This is a genomic window from Synechococcus sp. MVIR-18-1, from assembly GCF_014279835.1.
Classification (GTDB): Bacteria; Cyanobacteriota; Cyanobacteriia; order PCC-6307; family Cyanobiaceae; genus Synechococcus_C.
Window position 1 is genome coordinate 1,905,843 of the sequence record NZ_CP047942.1, and the last position, 19,050, is coordinate 1,924,892.

Annotated in this window: 22 protein-coding genes and 1 tRNA gene; 15 read left to right on the forward strand and 8 right to left on the reverse strand. The window is 54.0% G+C overall.

Annotated elements, in window-relative coordinates; translation table 11 throughout:
* Positions 1-12: 12 nt before the first annotated feature.
* The 6 genes from SynMVIR181_RS10325 (at position 13) to SynMVIR181_RS10350 (ending at position 4,818) form a co-directional block, all read left to right on the forward strand.
* Positions 13-570 (forward strand): hypothetical protein, encoded by a 558-nt coding sequence (locus SynMVIR181_RS10325; protein WP_186523758.1) that lies wholly within the window; start codon positions 13-15, stop codon positions 568-570.
* Positions 567-1,346 carry a photosystem II S4 domain protein gene (locus SynMVIR181_RS10330; RefSeq protein WP_186589179.1) on the forward strand — a complete coding sequence of 260 codons (780 nt, stop codon included), beginning with the start codon at positions 567-569 and terminating at the stop codon, positions 1,344-1,346. The genes SynMVIR181_RS10325 and SynMVIR181_RS10330 overlap by 4 nt, the downstream gene beginning before the upstream one ends.
* A gap of 96 nt (positions 1,347-1,442) precedes the next feature.
* Positions 1,443-1,514, forward strand: a tRNA-Val gene (locus tag SynMVIR181_RS10335).
* Positions 1,515-1,541: 27 nt separating this feature from the next.
* On the forward strand, positions 1,542-2,933 hold the full coding sequence (gene murD / locus SynMVIR181_RS10340) for a UDP-N-acetylmuramoyl-L-alanine--D-glutamate ligase (RefSeq protein WP_186589180.1): 1,392 nt from the start codon (positions 1,542-1,544) through the stop codon (positions 2,931-2,933).
* A gap of 660 nt (positions 2,934-3,593) precedes the next feature.
* On the forward strand, positions 3,594-4,064 hold the full coding sequence (locus SynMVIR181_RS10345) for an EVE domain-containing protein (protein ID WP_186589181.1): 471 nt from the start codon (positions 3,594-3,596) through the stop codon (positions 4,062-4,064).
* The gene (locus SynMVIR181_RS10350; RefSeq protein WP_186589182.1) at positions 4,048-4,818 is read left to right on the forward strand and encodes a hypothetical protein; all 771 of its coding nucleotides are present in this window, start codon (positions 4,048-4,050) and stop codon (positions 4,816-4,818) included. Before SynMVIR181_RS10345 ends, SynMVIR181_RS10350 begins: the two co-directional genes overlap by 17 nt.
* Here the strand turns inward: SynMVIR181_RS10350 and SynMVIR181_RS10355 are convergent.
* The 4 genes from SynMVIR181_RS10355 to SynMVIR181_RS10370 all read right to left on the reverse strand — a co-directional run bounded on the left by SynMVIR181_RS10355 (position 4,770) and on the right by SynMVIR181_RS10370 (position 6,306).
* Complete coding sequence (locus SynMVIR181_RS10355) at positions 4,770-5,003, reverse strand: DUF2811 domain-containing protein (RefSeq protein WP_255444518.1); 234 nt, start codon at positions 5,001-5,003, stop codon at positions 4,770-4,772. The two genes, SynMVIR181_RS10350 and SynMVIR181_RS10355, sit on opposite strands and share 49 nt — an antisense overlap.
* A gap of 399 nt (positions 5,004-5,402) precedes the next feature.
* A complete protein-coding gene (locus SynMVIR181_RS10360) occupies positions 5,403-5,771 on the reverse strand; it encodes a DUF1818 family protein (protein WP_186589183.1) in 369 nt (122 codons plus the stop codon).
* Positions 5,768-5,995, reverse strand: a complete 228-nt coding sequence (locus tag SynMVIR181_RS10365) for a DNA-directed RNA polymerase subunit omega (protein WP_011620178.1) — start codon at positions 5,993-5,995, stop codon at positions 5,768-5,770. Before SynMVIR181_RS10365 ends, SynMVIR181_RS10360 begins: the two co-directional genes overlap by 4 nt.
* 26 nt (positions 5,996-6,021) lie before the next feature.
* Complete coding sequence (locus SynMVIR181_RS10370) at positions 6,022-6,306, reverse strand: hypothetical protein (protein ID WP_186525622.1); 285 nt, start codon at positions 6,304-6,306, stop codon at positions 6,022-6,024.
* Positions 6,307-6,345: 39 nt separating this feature from the next.
* Here SynMVIR181_RS10370 and SynMVIR181_RS10375 point away from each other — a divergent pair, with 39 nt between their 5' ends.
* From SynMVIR181_RS10375 to SynMVIR181_RS10385, 3 genes are all read left to right on the forward strand, one after another.
* A complete protein-coding gene (locus SynMVIR181_RS10375; RefSeq protein ID WP_186589184.1) occupies positions 6,346-7,977 on the forward strand; it encodes an Hsp70 family protein in 1,632 nt (543 codons plus the stop codon).
* Positions 7,978-8,052: 75 nt separating this feature from the next.
* On the forward strand, positions 8,053-8,895 hold the full coding sequence (locus SynMVIR181_RS10380; protein ID WP_186589185.1) for a hypothetical protein: 843 nt from the start codon (positions 8,053-8,055) through the stop codon (positions 8,893-8,895).
* Between the two features lie 53 nt (positions 8,896-8,948).
* Positions 8,949-9,170: a ferredoxin-thioredoxin reductase variable chain gene (locus SynMVIR181_RS10385; protein ID WP_186516228.1), complete on the forward strand. Its 222-nt coding sequence runs from the start codon at positions 8,949-8,951 to the stop codon at positions 9,168-9,170.
* On the opposite strand, the gene pyrR is transcribed toward SynMVIR181_RS10385, so the two are convergent.
* Complete coding sequence (pyrR, locus tag SynMVIR181_RS10390; protein WP_186523767.1) at positions 9,167-9,751, reverse strand: bifunctional pyr operon transcriptional regulator/uracil phosphoribosyltransferase PyrR; 585 nt, start codon at positions 9,749-9,751, stop codon at positions 9,167-9,169. The genes SynMVIR181_RS10385 and pyrR overlap by 4 nt on opposite strands.
* A 146-nt stretch (positions 9,752-9,897) precedes the next feature.
* Between pyrR and gpmI the strand changes: the two genes are divergently transcribed.
* Together gpmI and secG are read left to right on the forward strand one after the other, a co-directional pair.
* Positions 9,898-11,529 (forward strand): 2,3-bisphosphoglycerate-independent phosphoglycerate mutase, encoded by a 1,632-nt coding sequence (gpmI, locus tag SynMVIR181_RS10395; protein ID WP_186523768.1) that lies wholly within the window; start codon positions 9,898-9,900, stop codon positions 11,527-11,529.
* Between the two features lie 13 nt (positions 11,530-11,542).
* Positions 11,543-11,773 (forward strand): preprotein translocase subunit SecG, encoded by a 231-nt coding sequence (gene secG / locus SynMVIR181_RS10400; RefSeq protein WP_186523769.1) that lies wholly within the window; start codon positions 11,543-11,545, stop codon positions 11,771-11,773.
* Between the two features lie 320 nt (positions 11,774-12,093).
* Here the strand turns inward: secG and groL are convergent, their stop codons facing one another.
* Positions 12,094-13,722, reverse strand: a complete 1,629-nt coding sequence (gene groL / locus SynMVIR181_RS10405; RefSeq protein ID WP_186523771.1) for a chaperonin GroEL — start codon at positions 13,720-13,722, stop codon at positions 12,094-12,096.
* Between the two features lie 70 nt (positions 13,723-13,792).
* Entirely contained in the window at positions 13,793-14,104 is a 312-nt protein-coding gene (groES, locus tag SynMVIR181_RS10410; RefSeq protein ID WP_011620192.1) for a co-chaperone GroES, read from the reverse strand.
* Positions 14,105-14,324: 220 nt separating this feature from the next.
* On the opposite strand from groES, the gene atpD reads away from it, so the two are divergent.
* Together atpD and atpC are read left to right on the forward strand one after the other, a co-directional pair.
* Positions 14,325-15,788, forward strand: coding sequence for a F0F1 ATP synthase subunit beta (gene atpD, locus SynMVIR181_RS10415; RefSeq protein WP_186523772.1), 1,464 nt, complete (start codon positions 14,325-14,327; stop codon positions 15,786-15,788).
* A gap of 71 nt (positions 15,789-15,859) precedes the next feature.
* A complete protein-coding gene (gene atpC, locus SynMVIR181_RS10420) occupies positions 15,860-16,267 on the forward strand; it encodes an ATP synthase F1 subunit epsilon (protein ID WP_186523773.1) in 408 nt (135 codons plus the stop codon).
* Between the two features lie 189 nt (positions 16,268-16,456).
* On the opposite strand, the gene SynMVIR181_RS10425 is transcribed toward atpC, so the two are convergent.
* Positions 16,457-17,017: a 30S ribosomal protein PSRP-3 gene (locus SynMVIR181_RS10425; RefSeq protein WP_186523774.1), complete on the reverse strand. Its 561-nt coding sequence runs from the start codon at positions 17,015-17,017 to the stop codon at positions 16,457-16,459.
* A gap of 93 nt (positions 17,018-17,110) precedes the next feature.
* Between SynMVIR181_RS10425 and SynMVIR181_RS10430 the strand changes: the two genes are divergently transcribed.
* Both SynMVIR181_RS10430 and SynMVIR181_RS10435 read left to right on the forward strand, forming a co-directional pair.
* Positions 17,111-17,902 (forward strand): TIGR01548 family HAD-type hydrolase, encoded by a 792-nt coding sequence (locus tag SynMVIR181_RS10430; protein ID WP_186590626.1) that lies wholly within the window; start codon positions 17,111-17,113, stop codon positions 17,900-17,902.
* On the forward strand, positions 17,902-19,044 hold the full coding sequence (locus SynMVIR181_RS10435) for a calcium:proton antiporter (protein WP_186523775.1): 1,143 nt from the start codon (positions 17,902-17,904) through the stop codon (positions 19,042-19,044). Before SynMVIR181_RS10430 ends, SynMVIR181_RS10435 begins: the two co-directional genes overlap by 1 nt.
* Positions 19,045-19,050: the final 6 nt, after the last annotated feature.

Here is a 19,050-nt window from a genome sequence, read left to right on the forward strand (position 1 = left end):
TGCTGTTGTTTCATGCCCGTTTGCGTTCTGGTTCTCAATGAGCGCATTGCTGCCGACCGTCTTCGCCTCTCACTCCAAGAGTTAGGCACGCCATTGCTTCGCGTTGCCCTCGTCGCCCCCGCCCCTGGGGAAGGAGCCAAACCACAGGAAGCTGAATCCATCTCTGGTTCTGATTTGCCCGCAGAAGCGATGGACGATGTCGACCTGCTCAACCCCAGCCTGGCGCGCCGTCGACGTCAGAAGTCAATGGCGCGCTGGTTGATGCCCTTCGGATTTTTTGCTGGCTGCACCTTCACCCAGATCACCACACTCGACACTTTTGCAAGCTTTGGTCCCTGGGGCGCAGCCTTTATTGGAGGACTGCTTGGCATGGGATCAGGCCTGATGGGCAGCTATGCAGCGGCTGCCAGCGTTCCATCTGAAAACGAGGACGGTGTCAGGATCCTGCGCAATCGAAATCTAGAAGGCTGCTGGCTACTGCTCTTAGAAACGAGGCCCGGGATGGAATTGCCTTGGCAAACCGTTCAAAAGGCACGCCCCCAGCAAGTGGTTCGCCTCAGCGAACTGTGAGCCTTCCTCGCGAAGCGCTGCTTCGGTCTTGCGGGCATCCCACAACGATGGCCGCCTTGATCGACATTGCAGAAGACGTTCTGCGGACCCGGCAACCGCGATGGAGTCCCTTTTTGTCCGCCTTGATGCTGGAAGATGCCAATCAGCTTGAGTCACTGGCAGAACTAAAGATCAGCCGAGATGGCGGCTACCCAGGAGCAGAGCGCAAACGGTTGCTGATCCAACACGCAACCTCCCTAGAACCGGAGCCCCCTTGCCCTCTAGCGGGTCTCAACGTGGAGGGGAACTTCCTGTTCGATCCAACCTCACCCGACGAGATGCGTCTGGCCCTGCAACGCATCGGGATCGCAGACGAGTCCCTCGGCGATCTATGGATTCGTGGAGACAGAGGTGCCCAGGCCATTTGCACAGCGGACGCCGCCGCCCTGCTGCAGGGACAACAAGGCAGCCTTCGCGAGGTGATCATCTCCTGCGAATCCTTGCCCCTCGAGGCACTGCAATGGCCTGTTCAGAGAGTCGCTCGCCGGTTGAGCAGCGTTGAGGCCTCATGCCGCCTTGATGCCATTGCCTCTGCAGGCTTTGGCATCTCCCGATCCAAAGTCGTCAAACAAATCAAAGAAGGGCGCTTGCGGCTCAACTGGGAACCCGTGCGGCTAGCGAGTCGCGATTTAAAAGTTGGAGACCGCCTGCAACTTCAAGAGAGAGGCAGCATTGAGGTCCTAAACATCGAACGCACGAAACGCGAGAGATGGCGTGTTGACATCCTCCGCCAGTGAGAGGAGTGGATTCAAACGGCACTCCAACTGCTAACTTCAGTTGCTGGTTGAGACATTCATCAACCACCCACCTCAAAGAACAAACTTGAGAACTGGGGGCGATTAGCTCAGAGGTAGAGCACTACCTTGACACGGTAGGGGTCACTGGTTCGATTCCAGTATCGCCCACTTCCCTTTAGGGACAGGAGCAGGAAAATGGCATGCAGCTTGATCGTGGGGCTTGGTCGCTCCGGGGTCGGCGCAGCGCGCCTACTTCATGCCCAGGGCCATCATGTCGTCGTGCTTGAAAGAGACGATGGACCCGAACAACAATCCAAGGCGAAACAACTAAGAACCCAAGGCATCCAAACCGAATTGGGGTGCCCTCTGGAGTTCTCCAGCTTTCAACGCTGGTTGGATCAAATTGAGCAAGTCGTGATCAGCCCAGGGATTCCCTGGGACCATCCCACCTTGATGCAGCTGCGTGATCACGGCGTCACCGTGAGAGGTGAAATGGCCGTGGCATGGCAAGCCCTCCAGCATTGCCCTTGGATTGGCATCACAGGTACTAACGGCAAAACCACGGTGACGCATTTGCTGCATCACGTGCTCAACCAAGCGGGACTGCATGCGCCGATGGCCGGAAATGTGGGCCATTCCGCCGCCGAATTAGGGCTGCAATGCATGGATCCAGCCCAGACCAAACCGGATTGGATCGTGATGGAGATGAGTAGCTACCAAATTGAATCAGCCAACGAAGTAAGACCAACCATCGGCATTTGGACCACGCTGACTCCAGACCATTTGGAGCGCCACGGCTCCATGGATGCCTACAGAGACATCAAACAAGGCCTGCTTCAACGCTCCGAGCATGTGGTTCTCAATGCAGACGACGCTGATCTAAAGAGCAGGCAAGCTGACTGGCCAGATGCCCAGTGGGTGAGCTCTGCGCAGACGAGACCGGAGTCATCAAGTCTTGAGCTTTGGATTAATGAAAACGATTTGGTCTGCAGCAACAAAGGGGCACTCTTTGCAGCCAATGCTCTAGCCATGCCTGGCGAACACAATCGCCAAAACATGCTGCTTGTGACAGCAGCTGCGCTGCAAGCTGGGTTAGGGGCGATTGCGATTGAGCGTGGGTTGCGCAGCTTCCCGGGAGTGCCGCATCGCCTAGAGAATTTGGGGTCAATTCATGGAATGCACGTGTTCAACGACAGCAAAGCCACGAATTACGACGCGGCTGCCGTTGCACTTCAAGCTGTACCGGGCCCGATCGCTTTACTTGCCGGTGGATTATCCAAACAAGGTGATGCCAGCGGATGGCTGCAACTGCTCCACGACAGGGTTTGTTCGATCGCTCTCTTTGGAAGCGATCGAGAGGTTTTAAGGGACCTGATTCGTAGGTCTGGCTATACAGGAAATGTGATATCTCACCCAACCATGGCGGATGCCGTAACGGCAGCGATCGCGCAGGGAAAAAACGAGAAAGCCTCCTCTCTATTATTATCGCCAGCCTGCGCAAGCTTCGATCAATACAAAGATTTTGAAGCTCGCGGAAATCATTTCAGAGACATCATTCAGCAACACTCACAAAACCAATCGACGTGACCAGACCAAGCATCTGCAAGTGATTATTTCGTAAAATTGATCAATAGTGAATTCAAATAAAAACTTCCACACAAGCGACAAAAGAAATGGTTGTCCCATCATTTGTATAACAAAAATCAGGAGAAGGAAAGCATCCAAATCCTCGCACCAAAAATATTCAAAAACACACCATTCATAACGATAGATTCTTGATCGCATGGCCAATCATTATCCTAAAGATCCAAGCGCATACCAGACGAAGTGAATATCAGGCAATATGCCCTAAATTCATCACATGAAGACATCAAAACGACGACTACTTCTCACTCTCATCGCCCTTCTAGCGTGTTGCAACTCCCAGGGAGCCAGAGATAAGCAAACCTGCGCTCTATACAACGCTGACAAAATTGATGCTGTGGAAGCACTCGAACGCTTAGGACTTAAAGCCAATGAGAACGGGCAGAGATTTGAACCAGTCGCAACCACCTGCGCTCAGACCAGACAATCTCCGTAAAAGAGCCAAAACCTTTCTACTAACTCAAATATGGCTTCCTTTTTCAACGAGTTAAGCTAGATCATGACGAAAGGACAAGCAAGCCATGATTGCCCACATTTAGGGGCAATCCAAGGCTGTCCTAGAACACTTCACCGCAAGAGCTTAATTCCTTAAAATCACTTGACATGACTGACACCTCATATTGGCTCATGAAAAGCGAGCCAAATGTTTACGGCATTGAGCATCTGAAGGAAGAAAAAGTTACCTTATGGGATGGAATTAGAAATTATCAAGCCCGTAACTTCATGCGAGAGATGAAGGTCGGAGATCAAGCCTTTTTCTATCACTCCAATTGCAAACCGCCGGGGATTATCGGCCTGATGGAGGTCACAGAAACCGGCCTCGTCGATCCAACGCAGTTTGATATCAACTCTAAGTATCACGATCCAGCCTCCAAGCAGGACTCTCCACGCTGGGATTGCGTGAAACTCGCCTATCGGGGTCAGTTTTCTGACATGCTGACCCTTGACGATCTTCGCGAGTCGTACCAAGCAGACCAACTGACTGTTGTTCGTCGAGGGAATCGACTGTCCATTCTTCCTGTTGACACAAAAATCGCTCTGGATTTATTAAAGAGACTTGGACCACTTCAATGATCCGCTAGCAAGCATCTCTGCTGAGCGGCTGCCGATTGCCACCATTATTCCGAGGGCATGGATCGGCTTCAGGAAAGCTCCCTGGTCCTTCATCGGGCTCACAGCATTGATGCTGACCTGCTTGATGGGCTTAGGTGTGGTCGCAAGAGATCTCCAACTCAGCAGCAATCGCTTCTTTCAATACACCGGCGATCTTGTACTCGTCATGGCAGCACTTGTTCCTCTAGCCCCCCTATTGGCTCTGCTGCAACTGGCAGACGAACACCTGCCCGGGGGATTGGATCGAGACCCAGAACAACCCGCTTCAAGACGCCGTTTCCTGTGGCTGCTGAAGCAGACCTGCGGCCTTGTGGTTTTAGAAGTCCTCATCGGCATTGGCGGAATCAGTTCGATTCGTCTTTTGAGTCAATTTTTGGCACCCCATAGCGGCGTTCTCGCCAGCTTGGTTGTCGTGTTGGGTGGTTTCGGGATCGCCATCTGGTTGGTCGGCCAACTCCTCTCCATTCCATTGCTGATCCATCACGGCTATCGCCCCCTCCGAGCGATGGAGCACAGTCGCAAACTTGTTCAAGCCAATCGCCTCAAAGTATTGGCGTTGCTTGGACTTCTTCTAGGAATTAACTTGCTTGGCCTCATGGCTGCGAGCCTCGGACTGCTCTTCAGTGTTCCGTTTAGCGCCCTGCTGTTGATGGCCAGTTGCCGGACTCACACACCGGGGCGAAGAGAGTCGCGACGAAACATGTTACCGACATAAAGGCGGGTGAGCTCTCTGGAGTCCACACCGTTCTGAACAAGAAATCCTGCCAAAGCAGCCTGAACGAGCCGGTACTGATCCCAGTTTGGACAACGCTCAATAAAGTCCGCCATGGCCTGGTGCAAAGGCAAGGGCATCTCGGCTTGAAAACTAACGATGTCCTCACCCTGGACGGGCTCCGGCATTGCTTGGCCAGCAACAACAACTGGGGAAACGACAACCTGATCGGTCAACAATTGGCCCTGAACCACTCCAAACTCCTTCATCACCACGCCCCGAATCTATGGCCTGTTCTCCACAAGCACAAGGGGCATTGAAGAGAGGTCGACCAAGCGGTCTCCGCCCACTCGACCGATGAAATCGAGACCACAAATGCAGTCCACACCTTGCTTTACCCCTTATCCAGGGATCCCATGCACTGCACTCGGTTGATACCACACAAGCTCCAAAATTTATGTTTTTCCACAGGGCGAAGCCCGCAACTCAAAAAAGGCGTGTCAGCCTGTGGAAAAGCTGTGCAGTCTGCCCGCGCCAACGTGGAGAAATCAATAAAACCGGATTGATTAGACCAACTAATCCAATGTTCAATCCAAGACCGTTTTCAAAGCAGCCAAAAATGCTTGCGCCGCTGGAGCAGGCCAAGCGCCCTCTAGTCCTCGGCGTTGCATCTCATTGCCTTGAAGCACCACTTGCAGCCCCCAGCGTTCACGGGTGCCATCGAGGCACCCCCACCACTCCTGCTGTTCCAACTCCAGGGTGATGGATTCCTCCTCCATCAACTGATCACGGATTTGCGTGTGTTGGTGATCGAGCTCTACGAGAAGAGCATGCAGCCCCTCTACCTCTATCGCGGTGAGCTCGACAGCCCAAAATTCCCCTCCAATCAGAAAGGGAAAGCCATGACGGCTTGCGTCATGGGCGAGACGCCAGCCAGGCCCCTCTTGTTGGATCATCCAGGCAGGAGATCAGGCTGATCCTGCTCATCGGAGAGCTCAACGATGGCGCGATGAACCGGCTTCACACTGGATTCCTCTAGAAGACCGTCAAAGTCATCAAAACGACGCTGCTTGGCACGAAAAGCGATCTTGACTGTGGTCAGATAACGGTTGGTGGACTGACGAATCAAGCTTTCGCCTCGCTTCGCGAGGTCCTTTGAGTCCACACCTGCAGAAATCATCTCTGTCCAATCAACGCCTCTTCACTCTAAGTGAGCAAATCGCTGTGAAAGGGAACCTGCATGGGATAAGCACGCTGGGGGCGACCTGGCACTCGCAAAACGATCTGGCGGCCCAAGCCCATCGCAAGGAGAGGACGTCTCAGATGCGTCATCAGACCACTCACCTGTTCCAGGTGTGGGCCATCGATGCAATCAATACGAATGCATCCCCAACTACGGGACATGCGGCAATCACGCAACGGTTCCAACTCCGCTTCAATCTCTGGTTCCTCCCTGTAGAAAGAAAACACCAGGCGTCTCAACCGATCCATCGCTAGGCCCCGTAGCCTTGACTCCTTAACAAGATGGCCATGGCTGAGGTTCAGCCCCCAAAGGACGAACAAAACCTTCATCTTTCCGCTCAGGGAACTCTTGCCATCGACCTTGGGAGCACCAACACCGTGGTGGCCTTTCAGGACGGCAGCGCGTCGCCCCCTCAACTTCTAGACCTCCCACCGATCAGTCGATGCATAGGGGAAGTCCCGAGCCTTATCTGGAGCAACGCTCGAGCCGACTCTCAACCGCTTGTTGGCCGGCAAGTCCTCGATGGCGGACTCTCCGATGGATCATCCCTAGAGCTGCATCGTGACTTCAAACGCTGGATTGGAGTTTTAGATCGATCCGACCTGCCATCCCATCCCCTGAGCCCTGAGCAAGCTGGTGAAATTCTGTTGCACCAGATCTGGAAATGCTTGCCAAAGACACTGTCGGTGAAGCGGCTGGTGCTTACAGCTCCGGTTGATCAGGCGTTTGGTTATCGCCAATGGCTGATGCAGGCCTGCACAAGCCTTCCGGTTGACGAGGTGGCGCTCGTGGATGAGCCAACAGCGGCAGCCATGGGCGCAGGACTGCCTGCAGGCTCCAAGTTGTTGGTGGTGGACCTAGGCGGGGGCACATTGGACCTCTCCCTTGTCGCTTTAGAGGGAGGCGAGGGAAGAGCAGCTCCGTTAGCGCAGCTGTTGCGCTTTCGGGGACGTGATCTCAAAAACAGCAAGCAAACCTTGCGCTCGGCAAGGGTCTTGGGAAAAGCCGGCATCGCTCTTGGCGGAAGGGATTTGGATCACTGGATCCTGGATCACCTACTCCCCAACGATCCCGAACTGATTCTGAGAAGTCAGACGAGCCTTTTAAATGCAGCTGAACGCTTGAAATGCCGCCTCAGCAACCCCGATCTCGGAGAGGAAGAGACCCTGAGTGAGTTAGCCAGCGGCATCGACCTCACCCAACCCATCACCTTGTCGCTCAATCGCAACCAACTCCACGCACTTCTTGAACGCCGTGGATTGCTCAAGGTTCTTGAAGGACTGCTCGATCGCACGTTGGCCTCGGCCCGCCAGCAGGGCTGCACACCAGAAGACCTCAACGCCGTCGTCGCAGTTGGTGGTGGAGCCCAACTTCCACTGATGCGCCAATGGTTATCAGAGACGATGAAGCCGGTGCCTTTGCTGACCCCACCACCTGTTCAAGCCGTGGCCACCGGTGCGCTCAATCTCACCCCTGGGGTAAGGATCAGAGATCTCCTTCAAAAAGGTGTGTATTTGCGCTGCTGGGACCGTCGGAGTAACGCCCATCACTGGCATCCCTTATTTCTGAGCGGCCAGCCATGGCCCTCTCTTCAACCTTTGATACTGAAGCTCAGCGCAAGCCGCAGCAATCAAAAAGATCTTGAACTCGTACTCGGGGAACCCCAAGGCGAACGGCGACACGAAGTGGTGTTCGTCGGAGGGCTCCCCACCGTTAGAGACAACAGCAATGTTCCAGACACCATTAGGCCTCTTTTGAGCCAGACCATTCGCCTTGAGCTCAATCCACTTGGCCAACCAGGAGAAGACTGCCTGCGCCTCGCTTTTCACCTTAATGACGACGCTCAACTCGTCATGAGCGGAGACGATTTAAGAACGGGTTTGGCCATCGAAACGAGCACGCTGATAACGGTGCAGTGAACGGTCCGTCCACACACCGTTGAGAGTCCTTTCTCTCCTCCATAGAAAGGAGTTCATATAAAGAGGCTTTGGACTTTGGCGCTGCGTCGCCACCTGCCCCATTTTTGGATCATCGCGACCCTTGGAGGAGTCGCGGCACTTTGCGCTGGAGCTTATTTGTGGGAGCAACAGCTGCCGCGAAAATTAAGCCGAGCGCTCGCCACGGATGACCTCCCAGCCTGCCTGCGCTATGGAGAGCAACTAGCGGCCTTGCGTTGGCTCGGGCAAAAGGCGCCTGAAGAGCTTGCCATTTGTCGACGAAAGCTGGCTCAACAAACTTGGGACCAAGCTGATCCAGGTCAAGCTCTGCTCCTTCAAGAACAGCTCGTGAATTCAGGTGTTGGCTCTCCACAGCAAAAAGAGCAAGATCAAAAGCAGCTAAAACTCTGGCGTGATGAGCTGCGTGAACAGGCACTCTCTCAATTTCGCGCTGGACATTTAAACGAGGCATTGACCATGCTTCGTCCGCTGGAGAAGCACGATGGTCGCCCCGGAAGCCGCTTGAGTAACAGCCTCAAGGAAAGCTGGAATCGCAATCGCCTTCAGCTTGAAAAGCTGAAAGAGCATGTGAACGAAGATCAGTGGTGGGAAGCACTCAGCGCCCTCAACCAGCTCGATCATCCCTGGTGGCAACGCCAAGCAGAACCCATCCGTCAGGAAGTAGAGCAGGCCATTGACGATTTAAGGGACCAGAAAGAACACCACAGCCATGGAGCCTTGCCGGCTCACACTGTGGCGAGAGATCTCTTGAACGACGTGGTCGAAGCCCATATCCGCGAAGGGATGCCTCCTTGGGAAGCATTTATGGCCGGTTGCAGTGATCTAGGCGGCACCATCATTGAGGATGGCCCTGAGACCCTGTGTCAGGCCAAGAACTAAAGGGTCTTGGCCTGACTCTCCGTGAGACAATCGCCTGACTTGAACGGACGTCCATGCAGCCGGGTGACAAGGTTGTCGTCTCCACCAGTGTTGTTGTTTTCAACCACCCCCAACATCGTGGAGAAAGTTTCGATATGGAAGGAAGTGAGGGAGAGGTTTTCAAGGTGCTCGACGATTGGAAGGGACGTCCAATCAGCCCAACGCTTCCTGTCGTTGTGGCTTTTGGCCGTTACAAGGCCCACTTCCGAGCTGACGAGCTGACCCCGGCGAGTTAAGGCAAGCCTGAGGCTTCAGGGTTGTTTTCATTGACGCGTCGAAGGAAAACGCCCTCCTCCCCATCCAAGCCAAGCAGGCGCAGTTCAATGCTTTCCGATCGACGCGTCGGTACCACCCTCCCGCAAAAATCCGGCTGAATTGGCAATTCACGATGGCCTCGGTCCACCATGACGAGCAGGGAAACTCGGCGTGGTCTGCCCCAGGCTTGAATCGCCTCCAAGGCAGCTCTCACGGTTCGCCCCGTGAAGACAACGTCATCCACGAGCACAACATCCCTTCCCTCCACACTCACGGGGAGATCGGTGGCCTGGACCATGCGCACACCCACTCGACCTAAATCGTCGCGGTGGAAGGTGGGGTCGAGGGTGCCAGTGGCCACAGCCTGACCGCTCTGATCTTTCAATGAGCTAGCAATAACACCAGCCAATTGAACGCCGCGGGTTGGGATCCCCAAAAGCACCAGAGATTCAACGGTTGGCACAGACTCCAAAACCTGAGATGCCAAGCGGGTCACAGTTTTTCGCAATTCATCGGCAGAGAGAATTTCAATCCGATTATCCCCAGCCTCTCGATCTGCCATCGCTTCCTTTCGAGGGAATCAGTGTATGAACGATTTTCCCCAACACGATCAGCTTTTGCAAACCTGAACGGTACGAATCAAAACCTTTTGGGCATCAAGGAAGTAACTTGCTCCTGAAGAGGGACTTAAGAACTGAGATTGACGGAGTGAACGTACCGAACAACCTCGAAACAAATCTTCCCCGCAACGTTTCCGTTGCACCTGTGGTTCTTGCGATCCTTGATGGTTGGGGAATTTGTGACTCGACTGAGCACAACGCCATCCGCAGTGCTTCCACTCCTGTCATCGATGCGCTCTGGCATGCCTATCCCCACGCCCTTATTGAAGCGAGCGGATCTCACGTGGGTCTCCCCGACGGTCAGATGGGGAATTCAGAAGTTGGCCATCTCACGATTGGAGCCGGTCGGATCATCCGTCAGGAATTGGTGCGTATCAGTGAAACCGTGCGCGAGAAGCGGCTTGGCAGGACCTCAGCTCTTCAATCGGTCGCCGAACGTCTACGCAGCACCAGTGGCACCCTCCATCTGCTCGGTCTCTGCTCCGATGGTGGCGTGCACAGCCATGTCGATCACGTTTGTGGATTACTCGAATGGGCAGAAGAAGAGGGTCTGAAGAACGTCGCCATCCATGCAATCACCGACGGACGAGACACGCCGACCCAAAGTGCACCAACACACCTGAGCAAAATCCAAGACGCGATTAGCCGTCATGGGATTGGCCGCATTTCAAGTCTCTGTGGGCGCTACTGGGCGATGGATCGAGACCATCGCTGGGAGAGAACAGAGCGGGCTTATGCCCTACTGACCGATCCTGATGTGGAGCTCCACAACGATGAACCGTCGTCTGTCTTAGCCAGCAGCTACGCCAACGGAATCACCGACGAATTCTTAGAGCCCGTTCGCCTCTGCGGCGATCCACTGCGAGATGGTGATGCGTTGCTGATGTTTAACTTCCGACCAGATCGGGCCAGACAGATTGTTCAGGCTCTTTCATTGCCAGAGTTTGAAGGTTTCAAGCGCGTTCATCAGCCAACACTCGACTTGGTGACGTTTACCCAATATGAAACTGACCTTCCTGTCTCAGTGGTCTTTCCACCCGAATCACTCGATCAGCTTTTGGGGCAGGTGGTCGCTGATGCCGGCCTGAAGCAGTACCGCACAGCAGAAACGGAGAAATATCCCCATGTCACCTACTTCATGAATGGGGGAATCGAACAGCCCCTTCCAGGAGAAAAGAGGCACCTCGTTCCCTCTCCCCGAGTCGCCACCTACGACCAAGCTCCAGAGATGTCAGCCGACACTCTCACTGAAAGCTGTGTTGCGGCAATCCAGCAGGGCGAACACTCCCTTGTTGTGATCAACTATGCCAACCCCGACATGGTGGGACATACCGGGATGATGGAAGCGGCGACGCAAGCGATTGAAACAGTTGATCGCTGTATCGGAAAACTTCTGGATGCAGTGGGTCGAATGGGTGGAACGTTGCTGATCACCGCAGACCACGGAAATGCCGAACGTATGCAAGGTCCGGATGGTCAAGCCTGGACCGCACACACCACCAATCCTGTACCCGTCATTTTGATCGAAGGAGAACAACGCAAGGTTCCAGGGTTGGGGAATTCAATTCGCCTCCGTGAAAATGGTGGGCTTGCCGATATTGCGCCAACGCTTCTTCAGCTGCTCAATTTAGACAAACCGGAGGCCATGACTGGCATCTCCTTGATTGAACCGATCGAAGCCTCAGCTCCATCTGTGACCAAGCTGCCTCAACCCGTTTAAGTAAGATCAAGCCATGCTTACGACTGTTCTCTCTTGGGTTTGGATCGGCAGTGGTGCCGTTCTGATTCTTCTTGTTCTCTTGCATAGTCCCAAAGGTGATGGGATGGGAGGGATAGCAGCAAGTGGAAGTTCATCGTTCACCAGCTCTAGTAGTGCAGAGGCAACCCTGAATCGCATTACCTGGACAATGCTTTCATTTTTCTTGGCACTAGCTGTGATTCTGAGCGCTGGCTGGCTGAACTAAATCAAGTTCATCCGACCAATTATCTTTCACAAACGCTTGAATGAAGGCTTATAAAAAGCCCTAGAGACAACAAAAGCAGCTGATATCGTTTTGATGGGAATCAAGAAGACTTACCCATTCGGCGTAGGCCTTTTTTTCTCCATGGGACTGCACGTTAATTCCCAGGTTTTCCGCTTCTTCTTCGACCCGGAGTTTCAGACCCAGTCTTTGAGTTCTGTTCATTGCCTTCAAAAGCAAACACAGATGGATTGCTGGCAACCCATCCCATTAAAAAAGCCCCCGCGTAAACGGAGGCTAAAAACACAGTTCGGAAACTTGTTTTAGTAGTCGAAGTCGCCGCCCATACCGCCACCAGCAGCAGCTTCTTTCTTCTCTGGCATATCAGCCACGATGCATTCGGTGGTTAGCACCATGCCGGCAATCGAAGCAGCATTTTGTAAACCAGAGCGAGTCACCTTGGCAGGATCAACAATGCCTGCAGCGAGCATGTCGACATACTCACCATTGGCAGCGTTGTAGCCCTCGTTAAAGGACTTGGACTTGACGTTTTCAGCAACGACAGCGCCATTCACGCCAGCATTTTCAGCGATGCGCATCAAGGGAGCAGTCAGCGCTGAGGCCACAATGTTGGCACCGATCAACTCTTCGCCGGAAAGGTTGGCGGCTGCCCACTCTTCCAAGATTGGTGCCATATGAGCCAAGGTTGTACCGCCACCAGGAACGATGCCCTCCTCAACAGCTGCCTTTGTGGCGTTGATGGCATCTTCCAAACGAAGTTTCTTGTCCTTCATCTCTGTTTCGGTTGCTGCTCCCACCTTCACAACAGCAACGCCACCGGCCAACTTGGCTAAGCGCTCTTGGAGCTTCTCCTTGTCGTAGGTGGAGTCGGTCTCGTCCATCTGCTTCTTGATCTGCTCGCAACGCGTTTTCACAGCCACCTCATTGCCTTCGGCAACAATCGTGGTGGTGTCTTTGTTGATGGTCACGCGGCGGGCAGTGCCCAACATCTCCAGCTTGGCGTTTTCAAGCTTCAGACCTTGGTCTTCCGTAATCAACTGGCCGTTGGTCAACACCGCCATGTCTTCGATCATCGCTTTGCGACGATCACCGAAACCAGGAGCCTTGACTGCAGCCACATTGAGTACGCCGCGCAAGCGGTTCACCACCAAGGTGGCAAGAGCTTCTTTCTCAATGTCCTCAGCAATAATCAGGAGAGGCTTACCAGTGCGAGCAATTTGCTCAAGGACAGGTACCAAGTCTTGTACCAAGCCGATCTTCTTATCAGTTAAGAGGATGTAGGGCTCGTCCAGAACCGCTTCCATCCGCTCAGTATCTGTTGCGAAGTAAGGGGAGATATAACCCTTATCGAAACGCATACCCTCGGTGACTTCAAGCTCGGTCTCCATAGATTTCCCTTCTTCAAGAGAAATCACACCTTCTTTACCAACTTTATCCATAGCGTCGGCAATCATTTTGCCAACTTCTTCGTCGTTACCAGCAGAGATCGTGCCAACCTGAGCGATGGCATTGCTGTCTGCAATCGGCTTAGCGTTTTCTTGGATCTTCCCAACCAAGAAATCGGAAGCCTTATCAATACCCTTCTTCAGAGTGATTGCGTTGGCGCCGGCTGCCACGTTACGAAGGCCAGCTTTCACCATGGCATGAGCCAAAACGGTGGCTGTTGTGGTGCCATCACCAGCAGCATCGTTGGTTTTGGATGCGGCCTGACGAATGAGAGCAACACCGGTGTTTTCGATGTGATCCTCAAGCTCGATCTCTTTGGCAATCGTGACTCCATCATTAATGATCTGAGGAGCGCCAAATTTCTTCTCAAGAACCACATTGCGGCCTTTAGGACCGAGGGTTACTGCTACAGCTTCGGTGAGAATGTCGATGCCTTTTTCGAGAGCACGGCGAGCATTCTCGCTATAAATAATTCGCTTAGCCATAGGAGGCAATTAAAAAAAGTTAAGAGGAAAATTCAGTCGTTTCTGAGATAAATCTCAGAGGAAATTGCGGTTAGCCCACAACAGCGAGAATGTCTTTCTCAGACAGAAGCACGTACTCGTCGCTACCAAGCTTGATGTCTGTACCGGCGTACTTGCTGTACAGAACCTTGTCGCCAATTCCGACTTCAGGAGCCTGACGACTTCCATCGTCGTTGGACTTACCAGGACCAACCTGGACGACTTCGCCAACTTGGGGCTTTTCTTTGGCTGTATCTGGAAGAAGGATGCCGCCTGCAGTCTTTTCCTCGGATTCAGAGATTTTTACGAAGACGCGATCTCCAAGAGGCTTAACGGTGGAAACGCTGAGGGAAACAGCTGCCATGAGTATTTGAAGAGCAAGAACAGGGCGCTCGGCGCCGCACAAACGATGCGAGTTAGCACTCGAGGTCGTTGAGTGCCAAAGCTAGGTCCGTTGGTGGGCGAAGCACCAGCCGTGACGTGTGCGGGTGACCGAACAGACGTTTGACTTCAAGACGGTGGTAAGGTTCTGCCGCTCAGGAAGGGTTCGTCCTGTTGCGCGTCCCTCTCTCTTCTCCTTACTTATGGCCGCTGCTGCTCCCGCCTCCACCGGTTCCAAGGGCGTTGTCCGTCAGGTAATCGGACCGGTTCTGGACGTGGAATTCCCAGCCGGCAAGCTTCCAAAAATTCTGAATGCATTGCGGATCGAAGGCACTAACCCTGCTGGAGAAACGATTGGCTTAACCGCCGAAGTTCAGCAACTCCTCGGCGATCACAGAGTTCGTGCGGTGGCCATGAGTGGCACCGATGGTCTCGTGCGCGGAATGGAAGCCCTCGATACAGGCTCACCGATCTCAGTTCCAGTTGGCGAAGCCACCTTGGGCCGAATTTTCAACGTGCTCGGTGAACCAGTTGATGAGCAAGGCCCCGTCAAAACAGATCTCACTGCACCGATTCACCGAGAAGCTCCAAAGCTCACTGAGCTAGAGACAAAGCCCAAAGTGTTCGAAACGGGCATCAAGGTGATTGATCTCTTGGCTCCGTATCGCGAGGGAGGAAAAATTGGCCTCTTCGGCGGTGCTGGAGTTGGCAAAACCGTGTTGATTCAGGAGCTGATCAACAACATCGCTAAAGAGCATGGGGGCGTGTCCGTCTTCGGCGGCGTGGGAGAGCGCACCCGTGAGGGGAATGATCTCTACGAAGAATTCAAAGAGTCAGGCGTGATCAATGCCGATGATCTCTCGAAGTCCAAAGTGGCCCTCTGTTACGGGCAGATGAATGAGCCCCCTGGCGCACGCATGCGCGTGGGTCTCTCAGCGTTAACCATGGCCGAGCACTTCCGCGATGTGAACAAGCAGGACGTTCTGCTGTTCGTGGATAACATCTTCCGCTTCGTCCAAGCCGGATCTGAGGTTTCTGCTCTGCTGGGCCGCATGCCATCAGCTGTTGGCTACCAGCCCACTCTGGGAACCGACGTGGGAACACTCCAAGAGAGAGTTGCTTCCACACTGGAAGGATCGATCACGTCGATTCAGGCCGTCTATGTCCCCGCTGACGACCTAACGGACCCAGCTCCAGCGACGACCTTTGCTCACCTTGATGCCACCACGGTGTTGAACAGGGCATTGGCTTCCAAAGGCATCTATCCAGCTGTGGATCCCCTCGATTCCACAAGCACCATGCTGCAACCAGCAGTGGTGGGTGACGAGCACTACCGAACTGCACGCGCTGTTCAATCAACGCTTCAGCGTTACAAAGAACTTCAAGACATCATCGCCATTCTTGGTTTAGATGAACTGTCTGAAGATGACCGCCAGACAGTAGACCGGGCTCGCAAAATCGAGAAATTCCTGTCTCAGCCCTTCTTTGTTGCTCAAATCTTCACCGGTATGCCTGGCAAGTACGTGAAGCTTGAGGACACCATCAGCGGCTTCAATCAAATTCTCGCCGGCGAACTCGACAGCCTTCCAGAGCAGTCCTTCTATCTGGTCGGTAACATCGACGAAGTCAAAGCCAAAGCCGAGAAGATCGCGGCTGAAGCTAACTGATCGTCATCGGAGCGCTTGCGCTCCGATCATGACCAGCATTTCGCTTTCCCATTCTTCGCAGCCTCCCTTTCATGTCACTCACCCTCCGCGTTCTGGCACCAGACCAGAGTGTGTTCGATGGCTCGGCTGATGAGGTCATCCTCCCCAGCACCACCGGCCAAGTCGGCATCCTTCCAGGTCATGTCTCTCTGCTTGCTGCTCTCGACGTTGGGGTCCTCAGAGTGCGTACCAATAGCGATTGGCAATCCATTGCCTTGATGGGTGGCTTCGCAGAGATCGAATCCGATGACGTCACCGTTCTGGTGAATTCAGCTGAACTCGGCGTCAACATTGATTCCACATCAGCTGAAAGCGATCTTTCAGCTGCACGCACTGCCGTCACGAAGTTAGATGGCCAGCCTTCCTCTCCTGAAAAAGTAAAAGCCCAGCAACTTTTCGAACGGGCTAGGGCGCGTGCCCAAGCGAGCCAACCAACTTAAGTTGTAGAAAACAACGATCGATTTCATAAAAGCACCCCTTTAAGGGTGCTTTTTTGTGAATTAGGTTTTACTTTCGAAGCTGTTTTTGCAATATGCAACATCAAAAACAGCATTAAAAAGCCCCGTCGAAACGGGGCGCGGGGCTAAGGCTAAAACCTGGATCACGGAACAACGAAAACAATCGTTGGATCAGGCGGTACCGCAGAACGTAACGTCAGGAAACTTGAGCTTCGCTTCGTCAAGGCTCTTGCCTTTGCCTTCTTCTTGCCAGTAGTTGATAACTTCGGTGGCTTTATTCAAAACTTCAACACGCTCATTATCTGTGATCCAGCTTTTTGCTTCCAACTCACTCTTGAGAGTCTCCCAAGCATCTTCACGAGGCCAGAAGAAATAAGCCGTCAGCGGGCTGGGGCCACCGCCAACAATCTGATCAACGGCCAAAGCAACGTTATCGGGAAGCCAGAGGATCTTCAACAAGAAGCGTCCTTCATCGGCTTTTGGGGTGTAGCCAGAGGGAACTCCATCAGCATCAATGGTGGCAGAAGCAAGTGCTGCACTGCCACCGCGCATCACTGGACGGCCCTCTTTCGGCTCTTGCTGCTGCTCGGAAACTTCACCCTTTGGCGTTGCATCTTCACCCTGGGGAGCGGCATCACCCGCGGGTGTTGCGTCGGCCTGGGGTGCTGCATCAGCTGCTGCTGCCTCTGTTGCGACCTCCTGGTCGACGGCAGCGCCTTCGGAAACCGTCATGGTGTCAGGGCTCAAGGATGAAGGACAAAGAACTAACTTACCAGTTGTTGACGCCAAATCCCCCTGCAATCCTCAGGATCAAAGCCACAAGCAATCCTGCTTTTCGACATTGATGGCGTCATTCGGGATGTAGCAGGCAGTTATCGCCGTGCTCTCCAGGCCACCGTGCATCACTACTGCGGGTGGGAGCCTGGTCACGAGACGGTTGACGCACTGAAAGGAGAAGGACGCTGGAACAATGACTGGGACGCGAGCCTCGAACTGCTCCGTCGGCACGCACTGACCCATCGCTCAAACACGCCTTCTTCCCATTCAGATGCACTGCCAAGTCGCGCTGATCTGATCGAGGTGTTCAGCCGTTTTTACTTTGGATCTGATCCAGAGGGAGATCCCTTCACTTGGGATGGTTTCATCTGCGATGAACCCCTCCTCGTCGATCCAAACTTTTTTGCAGCACTAACGAATCGGGACATCCGTTGGGGGTTTGTGAGCGGTGCAGAGCCACCGTCCGCGCGCTTTCTTCTCGAGCAGCGTCTCGGTTTGCAGAACCCTCCCCTAATTGCAATGGGAGATGCACCAGACAAACCAGATCCCGAAGGGCTCATCAGGTTGGCAAGCACCCTTTTGGATTGCAGCCTCGGTTCCGACGCACCACTCATTGCCTATCTCGGGGACACCGTCGCCGACGTCCACACCGTGATGCGCGCCCAGGAGCAGGTCCCTCAGCAGCGTTGGATGAGCTTGGCTGTTGTTCCTCCCCACCTCCAAAGCCCAGGGCAATCTGAGGCGCGAGCGCATTACGAAGAGAACCTACGAGCTGCGGGAGCAGAGGTGATCTTCCCCACGACCCAGGCGGCACTCAACTGGGATCCCAATCAAGATTGATGCGCAAAGAGTGGCCCGTGCTTCTTGGAGCGGTCGTCCTAATCGGCCTCCAAACCACCCATCTTCTGGATTGGCTCTTGCTGCAGTCGGCAACGCTCGTCTTGGGGGGATTAGGAGGACTCAGTCTTTTGATTTTGCTGCTGGCGAGGCGCATTGCCAGCCAAGCCGATCATCTCGCCGAAATGCTCGGTGAGCCGATTGGCACGCTTGTGCTGACAGGCTCCGTGATCCTGATTGAGCTGGCTCTGGTCACCAGCACCATGTTGAGCGGCGAGAGCAATCCCACCTTGGCAAGGGATTCGATGTTCTCGGTGTTGATGATTGTTCTCACCGGGGTGAAAGGAATCACCTTGATCTTGGCGTCACGCTTTCAAACATCTGGGTTCACGGAACCCTTCCGGCCAGAAGACATGGCCACCGTCAACCAGAGCGGTGCTTCCACCTACATCAACTTGATCACGACGATGAGCGTGCTTGTGTTGGTGCTCCCTAATTTCAGCTCTGATAGCTCGGAAGCCAACTTTTCCCTTCCGATCAACTGGCTTCTCACCGTTGTGGCCATTGGGCTCTATGCAGCTTTCCTGCGCTTCCAAACCGGCTCCTATCGCAATCTGTTTCTTGAAGCCCCCAGGCAACTGGAGTTGCAGGAAACCGAAGCAACCAATGGGCTGCAGGAGGCAGCAGACGGCGACAACGACTCGGCGCTTCGTAGCGGTCTTCTCATGGCGATTGGCCTCTTGGTCTTGGTCCTGATCGCTGAATCCATGGGGAACTTGATCGAAGTGGGTATCACCGACCTCGGGCTCCCCAGCTCCCTGGGTGGTGTGTTGGTGGGCCTTCTCGTCGTGGCTCCGGAAGCTCTCAATGCATTCCAAGCTGCGAATCGAGGAGAGGTGCAACGGTCTCTCAATACGCTCTACGGATCGTCCTTATCCACTCTTTGCCTCACCGTTCCAGCGGTGCTCTTCATTGGAGAACTGACAAACACCAACGTGATCCTTGGGCTCAATCCGATGGAATCCGTATTGCTAGTTCTCACACTGATCCTGGTCCGCCCTCTGAGCGGCAGGGTCAGCGAACTCGATGGCCTGATGCTCTTATCCGTTGGTTTGGTCTGGATCTCACTGCAAGTGGTGAGCTAAACGTCA

What these genes read in the sequence shown, in the direction of transcription:
- SynMVIR181_RS10325 (WP_186523758.1), top strand. Translation starts at nt 13, where the DNA reads ATGCCCGTTTGCGTTCTGGTTCTCAATGAGCGCATTGCTGCCGACCGT.
- murD (WP_186589180.1), top strand. Translation starts at nt 1,542, where the DNA reads ATGGCATGCAGCTTGATCGTGGGGCTTGGTCGCTCCGGGGTCGGCGCA.
- SynMVIR181_RS10345 (WP_186589181.1), top strand. Translation starts at nt 3,594, where the DNA reads ATGACTGACACCTCATATTGGCTCATGAAAAGCGAGCCAAATGTTTAC.
- SynMVIR181_RS10355 (WP_255444518.1), bottom strand. Translation starts at nt 5,003, where the DNA reads ATGCCGGAGCCCGTCCAGGGTGAGGACATCGTTAGTTTTCAAGCCGAG.
- SynMVIR181_RS10360 (WP_186589183.1), bottom strand. Translation starts at nt 5,771, where the DNA reads ATGATCCAACAAGAGGGGCCTGGCTGGCGTCTCGCCCATGACGCAAGC.
- SynMVIR181_RS10365 (WP_011620178.1), bottom strand. Translation starts at nt 5,995, where the DNA reads ATGATTTCTGCAGGTGTGGACTCAAAGGACCTCGCGAAGCGAGGCGAA.
- SynMVIR181_RS10370 (WP_186525622.1), bottom strand. Translation starts at nt 6,306, where the DNA reads ATGGATCGGTTGAGACGCCTGGTGTTTTCTTTCTACAGGGAGGAACCA.
- SynMVIR181_RS10375 (WP_186589184.1), top strand. Translation starts at nt 6,346, where the DNA reads ATGGCTGAGGTTCAGCCCCCAAAGGACGAACAAAACCTTCATCTTTCC.
- SynMVIR181_RS10385 (WP_186516228.1), top strand. Translation starts at nt 8,949, where the DNA reads ATGCAGCCGGGTGACAAGGTTGTCGTCTCCACCAGTGTTGTTGTTTTC.
- pyrR (WP_186523767.1), bottom strand. Translation starts at nt 9,751, where the DNA reads ATGGCAGATCGAGAGGCTGGGGATAATCGGATTGAAATTCTCTCTGCC.
- secG (WP_186523769.1), top strand. Translation starts at nt 11,543, where the DNA reads ATGCTTACGACTGTTCTCTCTTGGGTTTGGATCGGCAGTGGTGCCGTT.
- groL (WP_186523771.1), bottom strand. Translation starts at nt 13,722, where the DNA reads ATGGCTAAGCGAATTATTTATAGCGAGAATGCTCGCCGTGCTCTCGAA.
- groES (WP_011620192.1), bottom strand. Translation starts at nt 14,104, where the DNA reads ATGGCAGCTGTTTCCCTCAGCGTTTCCACCGTTAAGCCTCTTGGAGAT.
- atpD (WP_186523772.1), top strand. Translation starts at nt 14,325, where the DNA reads ATGGCCGCTGCTGCTCCCGCCTCCACCGGTTCCAAGGGCGTTGTCCGT.
- atpC (WP_186523773.1), top strand. Translation starts at nt 15,860, where the DNA reads ATGTCACTCACCCTCCGCGTTCTGGCACCAGACCAGAGTGTGTTCGAT.
- SynMVIR181_RS10425 (WP_186523774.1), bottom strand. Translation starts at nt 17,017, where the DNA reads ATGACGGTTTCCGAAGGCGCTGCCGTCGACCAGGAGGTCGCAACAGAG.
- SynMVIR181_RS10435 (WP_186523775.1), top strand. Translation starts at nt 17,902, where the DNA reads ATGCGCAAAGAGTGGCCCGTGCTTCTTGGAGCGGTCGTCCTAATCGGC.